Source organism: Pseudomonas sp. P8_241 (genome assembly GCF_034008315.1).
In the GTDB taxonomy this organism is placed as follows: Bacteria; Pseudomonadota; Gammaproteobacteria; order Pseudomonadales; family Pseudomonadaceae; genus Aquipseudomonas.
In genome coordinates, this window is record NZ_CP125377.1 from 4467044 (window position 1) to 4482808 (window position 15765).

14 protein-coding genes are annotated in these 15765 nt (G+C 59.0%); 10 read left to right on the forward strand and 4 right to left on the reverse strand.

The features are described from left to right. The first annotated feature begins 85 nt into the window (after window positions 1-85). Both QMK58_RS20105 and QMK58_RS20110 read left to right on the forward strand, forming a co-directional pair. Window positions 86-487: a MerR family transcriptional regulator gene (locus QMK58_RS20105; RefSeq protein WP_053161479.1), complete on the forward strand. Its 402-nt coding sequence runs from the start codon at window positions 86-88 to the stop codon at window positions 485-487. A 146-nt stretch (window positions 488-633) separates the two neighbouring features. Beyond that, entirely contained in the window at window positions 634-1533 is a 900-nt protein-coding gene (locus QMK58_RS20110; RefSeq protein WP_320395310.1) for a hydroxymethylglutaryl-CoA lyase, read from the forward strand. 670 nt (window positions 1534-2203) lie between these two features. Here QMK58_RS20110 and QMK58_RS20115 read toward each other — a convergent pair. Then, window positions 2204-3898, reverse strand: a complete 1695-nt coding sequence (locus QMK58_RS20115; RefSeq protein WP_320395311.1) for an AMP-binding protein — start codon at window positions 3896-3898, stop codon at window positions 2204-2206. Between the two features lie 207 nt (window positions 3899-4105). On the opposite strand from QMK58_RS20115, the gene QMK58_RS20120 reads away from it, so the two are divergent. The 4 genes from QMK58_RS20120 (at window position 4106) to QMK58_RS20135 (ending at window position 9807) form a co-directional block, all read left to right on the forward strand. After that, window positions 4106-5269: an isovaleryl-CoA dehydrogenase gene (locus QMK58_RS20120; RefSeq protein WP_095059578.1), complete on the forward strand. Its 1164-nt coding sequence runs from the start codon at window positions 4106-4108 to the stop codon at window positions 5267-5269. Window positions 5270-5281: 12 nt separating this feature from the next. After that, window positions 5282-6889 (forward strand): carboxyl transferase domain-containing protein, encoded by a 1608-nt coding sequence (locus tag QMK58_RS20125; protein ID WP_320395312.1) that lies wholly within the window; start codon window positions 5282-5284, stop codon window positions 6887-6889. 150 nt (window positions 6890-7039) lie between these two features. Then, a complete protein-coding gene (locus QMK58_RS20130) occupies window positions 7040-7852 on the forward strand; it encodes a gamma-carboxygeranoyl-CoA hydratase (RefSeq protein ID WP_053161484.1) in 813 nt (270 codons plus the stop codon). Then, a complete protein-coding gene (locus tag QMK58_RS20135; protein ID WP_053161485.1) occupies window positions 7852-9807 on the forward strand; it encodes an acetyl/propionyl/methylcrotonyl-CoA carboxylase subunit alpha in 1956 nt (651 codons plus the stop codon). The genes QMK58_RS20130 and QMK58_RS20135 overlap by 1 nt, the downstream gene beginning before the upstream one ends. 39 nt (window positions 9808-9846) lie before the next feature. On the opposite strand, the gene QMK58_RS20140 is transcribed toward QMK58_RS20135, so the two are convergent. After that, complete coding sequence (locus QMK58_RS20140) at window positions 9847-10494, reverse strand: LexA family protein (protein ID WP_053161486.1); 648 nt, start codon at window positions 10492-10494, stop codon at window positions 9847-9849. Between the two features lie 130 nt (window positions 10495-10624). On the opposite strand from QMK58_RS20140, the gene QMK58_RS20145 reads away from it, so the two are divergent. Both QMK58_RS20145 and QMK58_RS20150 read left to right on the forward strand, forming a co-directional pair. Beyond that, window positions 10625-10966, forward strand: a complete 342-nt coding sequence (locus tag QMK58_RS20145) for a DUF6124 family protein (protein WP_053161487.1) — start codon at window positions 10625-10627, stop codon at window positions 10964-10966. A 479-nt stretch (window positions 10967-11445) separates the two neighbouring features. Beyond that, window positions 11446-12597 carry a M14-type cytosolic carboxypeptidase gene (locus tag QMK58_RS20150; protein WP_053161488.1) on the forward strand — a complete coding sequence of 384 codons (1152 nt, stop codon included), beginning with the start codon at window positions 11446-11448 and terminating at the stop codon, window positions 12595-12597. A gap of 100 nt (window positions 12598-12697) precedes the next feature. Here QMK58_RS20150 and QMK58_RS20155 read toward each other — a convergent pair whose 3' ends face one another. Together QMK58_RS20155 and QMK58_RS20160 are read right to left on the reverse strand one after the other, a co-directional pair. Continuing rightward, complete coding sequence (locus QMK58_RS20155) at window positions 12698-13243, reverse strand: cytochrome b (RefSeq protein WP_053161489.1); 546 nt, start codon at window positions 13241-13243, stop codon at window positions 12698-12700. Continuing rightward, on the reverse strand, window positions 13240-14334 hold the full coding sequence (locus tag QMK58_RS20160; RefSeq protein WP_053161490.1) for a catalase family peroxidase: 1095 nt from the start codon (window positions 14332-14334) through the stop codon (window positions 13240-13242). The genes QMK58_RS20155 and QMK58_RS20160 overlap by 4 nt, the downstream gene beginning before the upstream one ends. A gap of 158 nt (window positions 14335-14492) precedes the next feature. Here QMK58_RS20160 and QMK58_RS20165 point away from each other — a divergent pair, with 158 nt between their 5' ends. Continuing rightward, entirely contained in the window at window positions 14493-14999 is a 507-nt protein-coding gene (locus QMK58_RS20165; RefSeq protein WP_053161491.1) for a sigma-70 family RNA polymerase sigma factor, read from the forward strand. Beyond that, a complete protein-coding gene (locus QMK58_RS20170; RefSeq protein WP_320395313.1) occupies window positions 14996-15748 on the forward strand; it encodes an anti-sigma factor in 753 nt (250 codons plus the stop codon). The genes QMK58_RS20165 and QMK58_RS20170 overlap by 4 nt, the downstream gene beginning before the upstream one ends. Window positions 15749-15765: the final 17 nt, after the last annotated feature.

A 15765-nucleotide genomic window follows, 5' to 3' on the forward strand; every position in this document is an offset into this window, starting at 1 on the left:
GCCGCAGGCTGCGATCCTTTTCGCCCCTTGACGTAAACGTCAACCTGCCATTAGCTTAGCGCCATGACCTTCAGTGAGCGCTTCCATGAGCAGTCAGACCTACAGCATTTCCGACCTCGCCCGCGAGCTCGACATCACCACTCGCGCCATTCGCTTTTATGAAGAGCAAGGCCTGCTCAGTCCTGAGCGCCGTGGTCAGGAACGCATCTACTCGCCCCGTGACAAGGTCAGCCTGAAACTGATCCTGCGGGGCAAGCGCATCGGCTTCTCGTTGGCCGAATGCCGCGAATTGATCGAGCTTTACGACCCGTCCAGCGGTAACACCAAGCAGTTGCACAGCATGCTGGGAAAAATCAGCGAGCGCCGGGAACAGCTGGAACAGCAGTTGCTGGACATCGAGCAGATGAAGCTGGAACTGGATACGGCGGAAGAGCGCTGCGTGCAGGCGTTGGAACAGACGCTCAAAAGCCAGGAAGTCATTCAGTAAAATCCGCCCCCTGTAGGAGCGAGCCTGCTCGCGATGGTCGTTAACGATAACGCGTGTTTGCTGGATAAACGCGGTGGCTGGGAAACCATCGCGAGCAGGCTCGCTCCTACAGGGTTCTCCGAACAATCAGCACAGGTCGAATCCCCATGTCCCTCCCCTCGCACGTACGCATTGTCGAAGTCGGCCCTCGCGACGGCCTGCAAAACGAAGCCCAGCCCATCAGTGTTACCGACAAGGTGCAACTGGTTGATGCACTGACCGCCGCCGGGCTCGGCTATATAGAAGTCGGCAGCTTCGTGTCGCCCAAGTGGGTGCCGCAGATGGCCGGTTCGGCCGAGGTCTTCGCGCAGATCCAGCGTAAACCCGGTGTGATCTATGGCGCTCTCGCCCCCAACCTGCGGGGCTTTGAAGATGCCCTCGCTGCCGGGGTCAAGGAAATTGCCGTGTTCGCGGCGGCGTCCGAAGCGTTTTCCCAGCGCAACATCAACTGTTCGATCAGCGAGAGCCTGGAGCGTTTCGTACCGATCATGGACGCCGCCAGACAACATGGCGTGAGTGTGCGCGGTTATGTGTCGTGCGTGCTCGGCTGCCCATACGAGGGTAACGTCGCGCCGGAACAGGTCGCGGTTGTCGCTCGCGAGCTCTACGCCATGGGCTGCTATGAAGTTTCGCTGGGTGACACCATCGGTACGGGCACTGCTGGCGCGACCCGCCGAATGTTCGAAGTGGTTTCGGCGGATGTGCCGAGGGAAAAACTGGCCGGACACTTCCACGATACCTATGGCCAGGCCGTGGCCAACATTTATGCCAGCCTGCTGGAAGGGATCGCGGTGTTCGACAGCTCTATTGCCGGGCTCGGCGGCTGCCCTTACGCCAAGGGCGCCAGCGGTAACGTTGCCACCGAGGACGTGGTGTACCTGCTTAACGGCCTCGGCATTCAGAGCGCAATCGACCTGGAGGCCCTGATCCTGGCCGGTCAGCAGATTTGCAACGTCTTGGGCCGGCCAACCGGTTCTCGTGTGGCCAAGGCACGTAGCACGCACTGAGTGGGGGGGAATGTGTCCGGGTGTTACCGCTGTTTCTGAAATGTGGGCGCAAGCGAGTAACACGGAAACAAAAACTAGGGGATTCCCTGAGGGACAAAAACCTAAGAAATCGCAAATCATTGATTTTAAAGGGTTTTAAAAAGTTGGCACGGCTCCTGCTATATCTATCGCACAACAAGAATAAAAAATTTGCAGTAACCCTAATAAAAACAAGACGTAACGACTCTGACATAACAAAAACAACAAGGCAGAGACGCAGCTAACAGATTTTTTTGGAGAAGATGTGCTTTTCAGGGTGCTTTTCGAAGTAACCCGCAACCGGGCAGAGAATAATAAAACTACCCTCAGGTAGCTCCCGAACTGGTTGGATCGCTCAGCGAAAAAGCAGATCAGCGCTCAAAAAAATACGTTTGCTCTTGATCCCGAATGGGGATCGCCAAAAACAGCGGTAAAGGGCAACGGTTGCCAAAAACAAAAACAGACCGACCCTCAATAATAAAAAAAGAGCACGCGCAACGACAAATTAAAGGGGAGCTTCGGCTCCCCTTTGTGCTGTCTGGCGTTCATGAAATATTCGCAACAACTCATCTCTCTGTAGGAGCTGGCGCAGGCTGCGATCTTTTGATCCGGATCTTCTGTTCCTCCAAAAGATCGCAGCCTGCGCCAGCTCCTACAGCTTCGCTTTGAGCTCCGCGACACTGATCTCACGCATGCGGAATTTCTGGATCTTGCCGGTCACCGTCATCGGAAACTCCTCGACGAACTTGAAGTAGCGCGGCGTCTTGAAGTGCGCAATGCGCTCCTTGCACCAGGCTTGCAGTTCTTGCTCGGTAGCGCTGTGGCCGGGATGAAACTTGATCCAGGCAACGATTTCTTCACCATAACGCGAGCAAGGAATACCGATTACCTGCACGTCTGCGACAGCCGGATGCGTGAAGAAAAACTCTTCCAGCTCCCGGGGGTAAACGTTCTCACCGCCACGGATGATCATGTCCTTGTTGCGCCCGGCAATACACACGTAACCCTCGCCGTTCATGCTCGCCAGGTCACCGGTGTGCATCCAGCCTGCCTGATCGATGGCCTCTGCCGTGCCTTCGGGGTTGTTCCAGTAACCCAGCATCACGCTGTAGCCCCGGGTGCACAACTCGCCGATGGTGCCACGGGGCACGAGGTTGCCCGCTTCATCGATGATCTTGCTTTCCAGCTGCGGCTGAGTGCGACCGACGGTAGTCACACGCAGCTCCAGCTCGTCTGAAGGGCCGGTCTGCAATGACACCGGACTGGTTTCCGTCATGCCGTAGGCAATCTGCACTTCGCTCATGTGCATTTCGCTGATGACCCGACGCATCACCTCGATCGGGCATGTCGCTCCAGCCATGATCCCGGTGCGCAGGCTCGACAGGTCGCATTCTGCGCGCTGCGGTTGATCGAGCATGGCGATGAACATGGTTGGCACACCGTAAAGCGCGGTGGCTTTTTCTTCGGCGACAGTGCTCAACGTCAACAACGGATCAAACGCGTCGTTCGGGTAAATCATGGTGCTGCCATGGGTAATGCAGCCAAGGTTGCCCATGACCATGCCGAAACAGTGATAAAGCGGCACTGGAATTACCAGGCGATCATTGGCAGTCAACCCGAGACTTTCGCCGACCATGTAACCGTTGTTGAGAATGTTGTAGTGACTGAGGGTCGCGCCCTTGGGGAAACCGGTGGTGCCGGAGGTGTACTGAATGTTTACGGGTTGATCGAAATGCAGGCTGTCCTGGCGCTCGCGCAACTGGTCGACTGACACACTGCAGGCGAGATCGGCAAGTTGCGACCAGGGCAGGAAACCGCTCGGAGGTTGTGCATCCAGGCTGATCACCCCGCGCAGATCCGGTAGTCGCTCACACTGCAATTGGCCGATGGATTGCTCTGCCAACTCCGGCGCCAGACCTTGCAGCATCGCGTGATAATTGGTCGTCTTGAACGCCCCGGCGCAGACCAGCCATTGGCAACCGGACTGCTTCAATACGTATTCGAGTTCGGAGCTGCGGTAAGCCGGGTTGATGTTGACCAGGATCACGCCGATTTTTGCGGTGGCAATCTGGGTAATGCACCACTGCGCGCAATTGGGCGCCCAGATGCCGAGACGGTCCCCGGTTTGCAGCCCCAGCGCCAGCAGTGACCTGGCATGCAGGTCCGCCGCATCTGCCAGTTGTTGCCAGGTATAGCGCAGCTGTTGATGGCGCACGACCAAGGCTTCTGCGGTCGAATACTTTGCCACAGTGTTATCAAACGCCTGGCCGATGGTCATCGCCAGCAAGGCTTTGTCCTGGGAACCGCGGGTGTAACTGCGTTGCTGATTTGCACTGGGTTGATCCATGACGACCCCTATTGTCTTTATTAATGGGCTACCGGCGGACCTGTACCTGGTGGGTCCGCGTTCTATCTTGAACTGGCTCTACTCTCGCTCAAGTTGACGTTAACGTAAAGGGTGATTGACAGCCATTCGTCACAGGCTTACGTTAACGTAAAGGTGAGAGCCGAATCACTGCCCTCCCCACCCTACAAAAACGCCAAAAGGTGACCCATGAGCTACCCATCCCTGAATTTTGCCCTCGGTGAAACCATCGACATGTTGCGCGATCAGGTTCAGTCCTTCGTCGCCAAGGAGATCGCCCCGCGCGCCGCTCAGATCGACATCGACAACCTGTTCCCCGCCGACCTGTGGCGCAAATTCGGCGACATGGGCCTGCTCGGCATTACCGTACCGGAAGAGTACGGTGGTGCCGGTCTGGGTTACCTGGCCCATGTCGTAGCGATGGAAGAAATCAGCCGTGGTTCGGCCTCGGTGGCGCTGTCCTACGGCGCCCACTCCAACCTGTGCGTCAACCAGATCAACCGCAACGGCACTCACGAACAGAAATCCAAATACCTGCCCAAGCTGATCAGCGGCGAGCACATCGGCGCCCTCGCCATGAGCGAGCCAAATGCCGGTTCCGACGTGGTGTCGATGAAATTGCGCGCTGATAAGCGTGGCGACAAGTACGTGCTCAACGGCAGCAAGACCTGGATCACCAACGGTCCGGACGCCAACACGTACGTGATCTACGCCAAGACCGACCTGGAAAAAGGCCCCCACGGCATCACCGCGTTCATCGTCGAGCGCGACTGGAAAGGCTTCAGCCGCAGCAACAAGTTCGACAAGCTCGGCATGCGCGGTTCGAACACCTGTGAGCTGTTCTTTGATGACGTCGAAGTGCCGGAAGAGAACATCCTCGGCGTGCTCAACGGTGGTGTGAAAGTGCTGATGAGCGGCCTCGACTACGAACGCGTCGTGCTGTCCGGAGGACCGACCGGGATCATGCAGGCGTGCATGGACCTGATCGTGCCGTACATTCACGACCGCAAGCAGTTCGGCCAGAGCATCGGCGAATTCCAGCTGATCCAGGGCAAGGTCGCCGACATGTACACCCAACTCAACGCCAGCCGTGCCTACCTGTATGCCGTGGCCCAGGCTTGCGAGCGCGGCGAAACCACGCGCAAGGACGCTGCCGGCGTGATCCTCTACAGCGCCGAACGCGCGACGCAAATGGCCCTTGATGCGATCCAGATCCTCGGCGGCAACGGCTACATCAACGAATTCCCGGCCGGCCGGCTGTTGCGTGACGCCAAGCTGTACGAAATCGGTGCCGGCACCAGCGAGATCCGTCGCATGCTGATCGGTCGCGAACTGTTCAACGAAACCCGCTAAACGGAGCTGTCCATGGCTACCTTGCATACCCAGCTCAACCCCCGTTCAGCGGAGTTCGCCACCAACAGCGCGGCGATGCTCAAGCAGGTCGACGCGTTGCACACCCTGCTCGCCCAGGTGGCACAAGGTGGTGGCCCGAAGGCTCAGGAACGCCACACCTCACGGGGCAAACTGCTGCCCCGTGAGCGCATCAACCGCCTGCTAGATCCGGGCTCGCCGTTTCTGGAGATCAGCCAACTGGCGGCGTACGAGGTGTATGGCGAAGACGTCCCCGCCGCTGGCGTGATTGCCGGTATCGGTCGTGTGGAAGGCATCGAATGCATGATCGTCGCCAACGACGCCACAGTTAAGGGTGGCTCTTATTACCCGCTGACCGTGAAGAAACACCTTCGCGCCCAGACCATCGCGCAACAGAATCGACTGCCATGCATCTATCTGGTGGACTCCGGCGGCGCCAACCTGCCGCGTCAGGATGAAGTGTTCCCGGACCGTGAGCACTTCGGCCGAATCTTCTTCAATCAGGCCAACATGAGCGCCATGGGCATCCCGCAGATTGCCGTGGTCATGGGTTCTTGCACCGCCGGTGGTGCGTATGTGCCGGCAATGGCCGACGAAGCGATCATGGTCCGCGAACAAGCGACCATCTTCCTCGCCGGTCCACCGCTGGTGAAAGCCGCAACCGGTGAAGTGGTCAGTGCCGAAGACCTTGGCGGGGCCGATGTGCACTGCAAGATTTCCGGTGTAGCCGACCATTATGCCGAGAGCGATGAACACGCCCTCGCGCTGGCCCGCCGCAGCATCGCCAACCTCAACTGGCGCAAGCAAGGTGAGGTTCAGCAACGCACGCCAATCGCCCCGCTCTACAGCAGCGACGAGTTGTACGGCGTGGTCCCGGCCGATGCCAAGCAACCGTTCGACGTCCGCGAAGTGATTGCACGGCTGGTGGACGGTTCGGTATTCGACGAATTCAAAGCCTTGTTCGGGACCACGCTGGTCTGCGGTTTTGCCTACCTGCACGGTTACCCGATCGCGATCCTCGCCAACAACGGCATCCTGTTCGCTGAAGCGGCGCAGAAAGGCGCGCACTTCATCGAACTGGCGTGCCAGCGCGGCATCCCGCTGCTGTTCCTGCAAAACATTACCGGCTTCATGGTCGGCCAGAAATACGAAGCCGGCGGCATCGCCAAGCACGGCGCAAAACTGGTGACGGCTGTGGCCTGCGCCAAGGTGCCGAAGTTCACCGTGATCATCGGCGGCAGTTTCGGCGCCGGTAACTACGGCATGTGCGGCCGCGCCTACGATCCGCGCTTCTTGTGGATGTGGCCGAATGCGCGCATCGGCGTGATGGGTGCCGAACAGGCGGCCGGCGTGCTGGTACAGGTCAAGCGTGAGCAGGCTGAACGCAGCGGCCAGGGTTTCAGCGCCGAGCAGGAGGCCGAGATCAAACAACCGATCCTCGATCAGTACGAAGAACAGGGCCACCCCTACTATTCCAGCGCGCGCCTGTGGGACGACGGTGTCATCGACCCGGCCCAGACCCGCGACGTACTGGCCCTGGCCTTGTCCGCGTCGTTGAACGCGCCAATCGAACCGAGCCGCTTCGGCGTGTTCCGGATGTGATCTAGATCTCTGTAGGAGCGAGCACGCTCGCGAAGGTCGTCAACGATAACGTTGCGAACCTGACACCCAGCGGCGTCTCCAGGACTATCGTCGGAACGCCGCCCGGAGCATGTTCGCTCCTACAGGACAAAGTTGTGGAGACGGACGAATATGAGCGACTTCAACACCCTCGAACTGCTGAACGACCCCCGTGGTTTTGCCACGCTGTGGCTCAGCCGTGAAGAAAAGAACAACGCCTTCAACGCCGAAATGATCCGCGAGCTGATCCTTGCCCTCGACAAAGTGGCGAGCGATGCCAGCCTGCGATTCCTGATCGTGCGCGGTCGCGGCAAGCACTTCAGCGCCGGCGCCGACCTGGCCTGGATGCAACAATCGGCCGAACTCGATTACGCCACCAACCTCGACGACGCGCGAGAGTTGGCGGAGTTGATGTACAACCTGGCCAAGCTGAAAGTACCGACCCTGGCCGTGGTGCAAGGCGCAGCCTTTGGTGGCGCGCTGGGTCTGATCAGTTGCTGCGACATGGCCATCGGCACCGATGACGCGCAGTTCTGCCTGTCGGAAGTGCGCATCGGCCTGGCGCCGGCGGTGATCAGCCCGTTCGTGGTGCAAGCCATCGGCGAGCGAGCGACCCGACGCTATGCCTTGACCGCTGAGCGCTTCGGCGGGCAACGGGCTCGGGAAATCGGTTTGTTGTCGGAGAGTTATGCAAGTGCCGAACTGGAACAGAAAGTCGGGCAGTGGATCGACAACCTGCTGCTCAACAGTCCGGCCGCGATGCGCGCCAGCAAGGACCTGTTGCGCGAAGTCGGTGACGGCTCATTGACCCCGGCATTGCGCCGCTACACCGAAAACGCCATCGCCCGCATCCGCGTGAGTCCCGAAGGCCAGGAAGGCCTGCGTGCCTTCCTGCAAAAACGTCCGCCGACCTGGCAAGCCGAATCCACCAAGGAGCCCCGCTGATGAGCACACCTGTTCTCACTACCCTGTTGGTGGCCAACCGCGGCGAAATCGCTTGCCGGGTGATGCGCACCGCCAAGGCCCTGGGCCTGACCACTGTCGCCGTGCACAGCGCCACCGATCGAGACGCCCGTCATAGTCGCGAAGCCGATATCCGCGTCGACCTCGGTGGCAGCAAAGCGGCCGACAGTTATCTGCAAATCGACAAACTGATTGCAGCGGCCAAGGCCAGCGGCGCCCAGGCGATTCACCCCGGTTACGGATTTTTGTCGGAAAACGCCGGGTTCGCCCGCGCTATCGAAAACGCCGGCCTGATTTTCCTCGGCCCACCCGCTTCGGCCATCGATGCGATGGGCAGCAAGTCCGCCGCCAAAGCCTTGATGGAAACCGCCGGCGTACCATTGGTGCCGGGCTATCACGGTGAAGCCCAGGACCTCGACACCTTCCGCGATGCCTGCGAACGCATTGGCTACCCGGTGCTGCTCAAGGCCACGGCCGGTGGCGGCGGCAAAGGCATGAAAGTGGTCGAAGACGTCAGCCAATTGGCCGAAGCCCTGGCCTCGGCCCAGCGCGAAGCGCAATCGTCATTCGGCGACTCACGGATGCTGGTGGAAAAGTACCTGCTCAAACCGCGCCACGTGGAAATCCAGGTGTTCGCTGATCAGCACGGCAACTGCCTGTACCTCAACGAGCGTGACTGCTCGATTCAGCGCCGCCACCAGAAAGTCGTCGAAGAAGCCCCGGCGCCGGGTTTGAGCCCAGAGCTACGTCGAGCCATGGGCGAAGCTGCCGTGCGTTCAGCGCAGGCCATCGGTTATGTCGGCGCCGGTACCGTGGAGTTCTTGCTGGACGCGCGCGGCGAGTTCTTCTTTATGGAGATGAACACACGCCTGCAAGTAGAACACCCGGTCACCGAAGCCATCACCGGTCTAGACCTGGTGGCCTGGCAGATTCGCGTGGCCCGTGGCGAAGCATTGCCGATGACCCAGGATCAGGTTCCATTGATCGGCCATGCGATTGAAGTACGGCTGTATGCCGAGGATCCAGGCAATGACTTTCTGCCGGCCACCGGTCGCCTGGCGTTGTACCGCGAATCGGCGCCGGGTGCGGGTCGCCGGGTGGACAGCGGCGTTGAAGAAGGTGACGAAATTTCGCCGTTCTACGACCCGATGCTGGGCAAGCTGATTGCCTGGGGCGAGGACCGCGAGCAAGCCCGTTTGCGCCTGCTGAGCATGCTGGATGAGTTCGCCATCGGCGGATTGAAGACCAACATCAACTTCCTGCGCCGCATCGTTGCGCATCCTGCGTTTGCCGCCGCTGAACTGGATACCGGTTTCATTACGCGCTACCAGGAACAACTGCTGCCCGCGCCTGCGCAACTTGACGACGAATTCTGGCAAGCCGCCGCCCAGGCTTTTGCCCAAAGCCAGCCAAGTGCGAACCGCGCCGATGACCCGAGTTCACCTTGGTCGAACGCCAATGGTTTGCGGTTCGGTCTGCCTCGTGAAATCACCTTGCACCTGAGTTGCGAGGACCAGGATCGTGCGCTGACCCTGGGTAATGTCTGCTCCGAGACCGCACAACTCAACGGTGAGCAATTGCTGACCGAACATAACGGGGTACGTCGCCAGCACCGAACCATTCGCCGTGGCGACTGCGTGTATTTGCAATGGGAAGGTGAACTGCGCCGCATCGAGACCTACGACCCGATCAGCGCCGTCGAAGCCAGTCACAGCCATCAGGGTGGCCTGACCGCCCCCATGAACGGCAGCATCGTCCGCGTGCTGGTAGAGGCCGGCCAATCGGTGGAAGCCGGGGCGCAATTGGTGGTGCTGGAAGCGATGAAGATGGAACACAGTATTCGCGCACCCCATGCCGGTGTGATCAAGGCACTGTATTGCCAGGAAGGCGAGATGGTCAGCGAAGGCAGTGCGTTGGTTGAACTGGAAGAAGCCTGAAATGAAGATCGGTCCTTCGCTTGACCGGGACCGATCTGACTAGAACTTGATCGTTGCCTGAACGACTACGCCGAGGATTCTGCATTCCTCTGAGTACAAGGCTTTCGGATACGTCGGATTGAGCGGGACCAGGTAACGCTGCCCGCCCTCTTCGATCAGCTTGCGGAAGGTCGCTTCGCTACTGTCGGGCCACTGGGCAATCACCAGTTTGCCGGGAGCGGCATGGATATCCGGGTCCACCAGGATCAACATGCCTTCCGGGATGCTGACGCCACTGGGAGCGGTCATCGCATCACCTGCCACCTTCAACCAGAAGGCTGCGCCCTGGGCGTGGTAGTCAGTCAGTTCGAACTGCTCTTTGCCATACACGGTCCGCTCACCATCACGTACCTCCACAGGTTCGCGCCAGTCACTGACCGGGTAACGGAAGTACGGGTTGTACTTTTGCGTCAGCGAAAGTTCGTCGCCCTGTGACGCCTGCGGCTCTCTGATGACCAGGGCCACTTCGAGAAACCCCAGGCCGAGCGCGTGCAACACCCGGTTCATGTCATCGATGCCCGGCTCGCGACGCTTGTTGAGCCAGTGACCTATGCCCCCCTGGGACATCCCGAGACGTTCGGCGAGTATTTCCTGAGTGATTTTGAGTTCACTCATCTTGGCTTTGACCAATTCAATCCATTTATCCATGTGCGGCACGATACGTGGACGACTCCAGCCATCAAAACACACATTGTAGTATTTAATTTGTCGTCACAAATACAAACCGTACTAGGATGAGTTCTCGGATCTGAATCAATCACGGAGCTTTGCCATCGTCATGAACGAACACGCCAACGACTTGCCCGACATCCAGATAGACACCTCCCTCACCTCGCCCCAAGGCTCGGCAGCGGCCCAGCGTGCGTTGGACTACTACTTGAAACCAGCTGTGTCAGAGGATGTAAGCGAACCGCGTTTTTTTGATGTGAACCGCAGCGTCAGCTGTGAGGAGGCATTGCTTCACGCCTCGGACCTGTTGCGGTGCGCTGCGGCGACAGCGTTCGAGTCGGCCAGTCACCTGTTCGGAGCCAATCGGGACCTGGCGTTCTCGACGGTACACATGATCGACATGGCCAAGGCGATGGTTGACCGATCGCTGGAAGGGCATCAGAAGGGCTGAATTTGAAACGTAAAAAAAGGACGGGAAAGAATTTTCCAATCGTGCAGATAAAAAAGTTTGACTTGCAAACGAGAATGATTATTATTGCATCAACTGGTCGCGAGATCAGTGATGGACCAGGTGACCTTAGGTCGGTCTCCTGGACTATCTCCTCATCAGGCTAATCACGGTTTTTGACCCGGCTTTTTGCCGGGTCTTTTTTTGCCAGTTTTTCTGGCTTTGGCTTCAGGCTAATGAAGTCTTTTGGGTGCTGCCAATTCGATGGCGCGGATAATATCAAAAGAATATCTGTTGGCAAGAGAAGCCAGTCATTATTGACCCAAACTAAAATAGAAATAGCACTTGAGAATCAATCGCACAGCCTCTAAGCTGCGTCCGCGTCAAGGAGGACGCCCCCCTTGCACCCCGCAATTTCACTCGGTTTCACCCCAGCCTTGCGTGTAAAGTAGCCGCCATAAAATCATATTCAGGAAACGACTATGACCGTGGCTAAATCCTCTTTCGATATCAGTGCCAACTTCGACAGCGGCAATATTGAAGTGCTGGATATCAGCAACCCATTGCAAGCGTTGCTGGCCATCAAGCCTGATACACGCAGCCCGCATTTCCAGTGGTTTCACTTCAAGGCCAGCGGCCTGCATGTCGGCCAGGAACACTGGTTTCGCCTGAGCAACGCCAGCAAATCCTCATACAACAAAGCCTGGGATGGTTATCAAGCCGTAGCCTCCTACGACCACGTCAACTGGTTCCGTGTGCCCACCATTTTCGAAGGCGACTGCCTGCGTTTCAGCCTCGAAGCCACTGCTACCCACGCCTGGTTTGCCTACTTCGAGCCCTACAGCCGTGGCCGCCACGACTGGCTGATCGAGCAAGCGCTGAGCAAGGCCGGCACCGAACTGCTGGCGACCGGCAAGAGCGTCGAAGGGCGTGATATCCAGTTACTGCGCAAAGGCACCGGTGCTGAAGGCCGGCGTAAGGTATGGATCATCGCCCAGCAGCATCCGGGCGAACACATGGCCGAGTGGTTCATGGAAGGGGTGATTGAGCGCCTTGAAAAGCACGATGACCCGGTAATGAACAAACTGCTGGCCAGCGCCGACCTGTATCTGGTGCCGAACATGAACCCGGACGGTGCCTTCCACGGTCACCTGCGTACCAACGCCATGGGCCAGGACCTGAACCGCGCCTGGCAAAACGCCAGCCAGGAAATCAGCCCGGAGGTCTTTTTCGTACAGCAGCAGATGGAACAGTACGGCGTCGATCTGTTTCTCGACATCCATGGCGACGAAGAAATCCCTTACGTGTTCACCGCCGGTTGCGAAGGCAACCCGGGTTACACGCCACGCATCGCCAAACTCGAAGAACACTTTCGCAGTCATCTGAAGCACCTGACCAAGGACTTCCAGACCACTCATGGCTACGTCCTCGACAAGCCGGGCCAAGCCAATATGACCCTGGCCTGCAACAGCGTTGGTCAGAAGTACGACTGCCTGTCGCTGACCCTGGAAATGCCGTTCAAGGACAACAACGATGCGCCGAATCCACTGACCGGGTGGTCGGGCAAGCGTTCGAAGCAATTGGGCAAGGATGTGTTGACGACTGTGGCGCAGATGGTCGACTCCCTGCGCTGATTACCCTGAGCGTCACAAGATCGCAGCCTGCGGCAACTCCTACGAAAAACGCATCGATCCGTAGGAATTGCCGCAGGCTGCGATCTTTTTTTCGTGACAACTACCCGCGATCCCTACCCCGCAACATGCTGTCCAGTACATCATCGCGACGCACCCAGCCGTGAAACAACGCCGCCGCAAGATGCAGCAACACCGTCAAGAACAGCAGATACGCCAGATACCCGTGAGCCTTACGCAAAAATGCGAACACCTGCGCATTCGCCGGAACAATGGACGGTAACTGTAGCGAAGTGCCGAGCATCACAGGCTCACCTGAAGCCGAGATCATCGCCCAACCCAGAATTGGCAAAATCAGCATCAGTGCATACAGCAACACATGCGATCCCTTGGCCGCCAATACCTGCCAACCCGGCAGGTCCACGGGCAACGGTGGCTGTGTGGTGGAGAAACGCACCACCAGCCGCACAATCACCAGTAGCAAAATGGCGATGCCCAAGGGTTTGTGCAGATGAATCAGCCATTCATGCCGTTCGGACACCGAGGCAACCATGCCCGCGCCGATAAACAGCATGGCAATGATCATCAGTGCCATCAGCCAGTGCAGCAGGCGCGCCAACGGTGCGAAGTGTTTGGGTTGAGTGCTCATTGCTGGGCCTCCTGTTTGGCGGCGGGCAATTGGCTGACTTCGCTGGTGCGACGCAGGTAGGAATTGGCGTATCCGGCGGAACGAGCGGCGAGCAATGGGTCGTCGGAACCTTCGATACCGGCAGGCAATACCAGCGGGTCGTAGTTGATGTCACGGCACTCACCCTTCAGTTGCGCCTGGGTGCTTTCAAGCACCAAAGTACCCGCGTTCAATACCTTGCGCCCAGTTGGCCAGGCCTTGCTGGCGTCGTCGACAGGATCGCCTGGGTCGGCAAGCGTGATGTTCAACTGCCAACGCAACGGACCTGCGGCGATGCGCTGCACCAGGTCTTTTTCCAGGAAATCGCCGCCCTCCGGTGCGGTCGCGCCCGGCGCATCCTGCGCGACGGGCACCATGCTCCAGCGCACGGCCTGGCGCTGTCCGGTGGCGTTGACCAGGTAAAACGCGTTGACGCTGTTATAGGTTTCGGTGACGTAACTGGCCGAAGGTTTGGCCGTCTTGACCCACGCCAGGAACGGCGCGGATTCGGGGTGCGAGCCAAAGAACGCCGGCACCGCTTTAGGGTCCGGTTTACCGGTGGCCGGATCGGGTGACTGGGCTTTTTGAAACTGATAAAACGCCTCAGGCGTGCCCACCGGGAAGACCGGCATGCTGTTCATCCCGGTACGCCATTGCTGACCGTTGGCCTGGTTGAAACGCAGCGCCAGGCTGCGGATCGGCACGGCGTTGTCCGGCGCGTAAGGATTGCCCGCAGGCAACGCAAAACGCCCCACCACCGGCGTCCGTGCCTCATTGAACACCTGGGCGGTGGAGTAACTCCGAGCTTCGCCGCTGCTCTCGAAGTGGCCGATCACGCACACGCCTTTGGAATGATTGCGACGAAAACCGGGGTGCACTCCGTTGTTGGTTTCCAGCACATTGATCAGTTTTTTTGGCGTCAGACGCTCTGGGTCCAAGGTGCCATTGACGTAGGCAAACGCCCCGGCCAGCGCCGCGACGACGACCGCGATGCCCGTCAGTCGCAGTGTCAGGCTCGCGGCACTCAGCGGTGGCCGATCCGGCCCCGTTGGCGGTGATGATCGATCTACCATGAAAAACTCCAGGGCCATCGGCCGCAAGTGAGAAGAATCAAGCAGACGAACCGCACACCGGTTTATTCCCACGTGCGGTGTTTATTTTTCCAAGCGTGGAATAACCTCCCGTATCGGGCGTCTTCCTAGTCCAGAGCGTAGTGACTAGCCAGAACTTCATGAACGATATCGACGAAAAACTGCGAGAAATCATTCCCCGACTGCGGCGATTTGCTGTGTCGTTGACGCGCAACCCGAGCAGCGCCGACGACCTGGTCCAGGCCAGCCTCGAGCGTGCGCTGTCGAGTTGGGGAGATAAACGTGTCGATGGTGATTTGCGCGCCTGGCTGTTTTCAATTCTCTATCGGCAGTTTCTCGACGCGCACCGACGCTCTCGAAGGTATGCGCGCATGCTCGAATTTTTTACCGGACGCGACGATACGCAGCCGTCGGTGGAGCGCACGGTCATTGCCCAATCGACCCTCAGCGCCTTCGACCAATTACCCACCGAACAACGTGCGTTGCTGTTGTGGGTGTCGGTCGAAGGCCTGAGCTACAAAGAGGTCGCCGAGATTCTTGACGTCCCCATCGGCACCGTGATGTCCCGCCTGTCCCGGGCTCGCCAGGCCCTGCGCCAGCTCAGCGATGGCGAAATCAACCGCCCTTCCCTGCGGAGACTCAAATGATCAGCATGCCCCCTGACGAACGTGACCTTCATGCTTTTGTCGACCATCAGCTCAGCGACAGCGACCGACACCTGGTGGAAACTTTTCTCGCCAGCAACCCGCAAGCAGCCGCGCAGGTCCGCGCCTGGCAGCACGATGCCCAGGCACTGCGCGCAGCGTTGGGTGGTGCCTTGCAACAACCGGCCAACCCGGACCTGGATCCGGTCGCGATTCGCCAACGCCTGAAACACCAGTCCCGTCGTCACCTGGCCAGCGCGGCGGTGTTGTTGATCGCCGTCAGCGTCGGCGGACTCAGCGGCTGGCAGGCACGCGAGATGACGCTTGCCGCGGCCCCGCTACCGATGACCGATGCCCTTCAGGCCTACCGCCTGATTGCCCAGCAAGGCATCCTGCCCGCGGACTACAAAGCCGCTGAGGGTGGCAACATGCAAGAGTGGCTCGACCGTTATTTCAATCAAGCCAATCGCCTGCCTGACCTTTCGGGTGCGGGTTTCAAACCGGCGAGCGGGCGCTTGCTCAGCACCGAGCAAGGACCGGCGGCGATGGTGATTTATGAGAATCATGGCGGGCAAAAAATCAGTTTCTACGTCCGGCCACCGGGGCCGAAAAACTTCCTGCTGCCAAGGGGCAGTCGTCGCGATAACGGGTTGCAGGCCGAGTATTGGTCTGGAGGTGGCTACAACTACGCAATGGTCAGCCCGGTGGATACGCCTGCTGCGCAGATGCTCAGGCAGACCGTGCAATTCTAGGGATCAGCATATCGCAG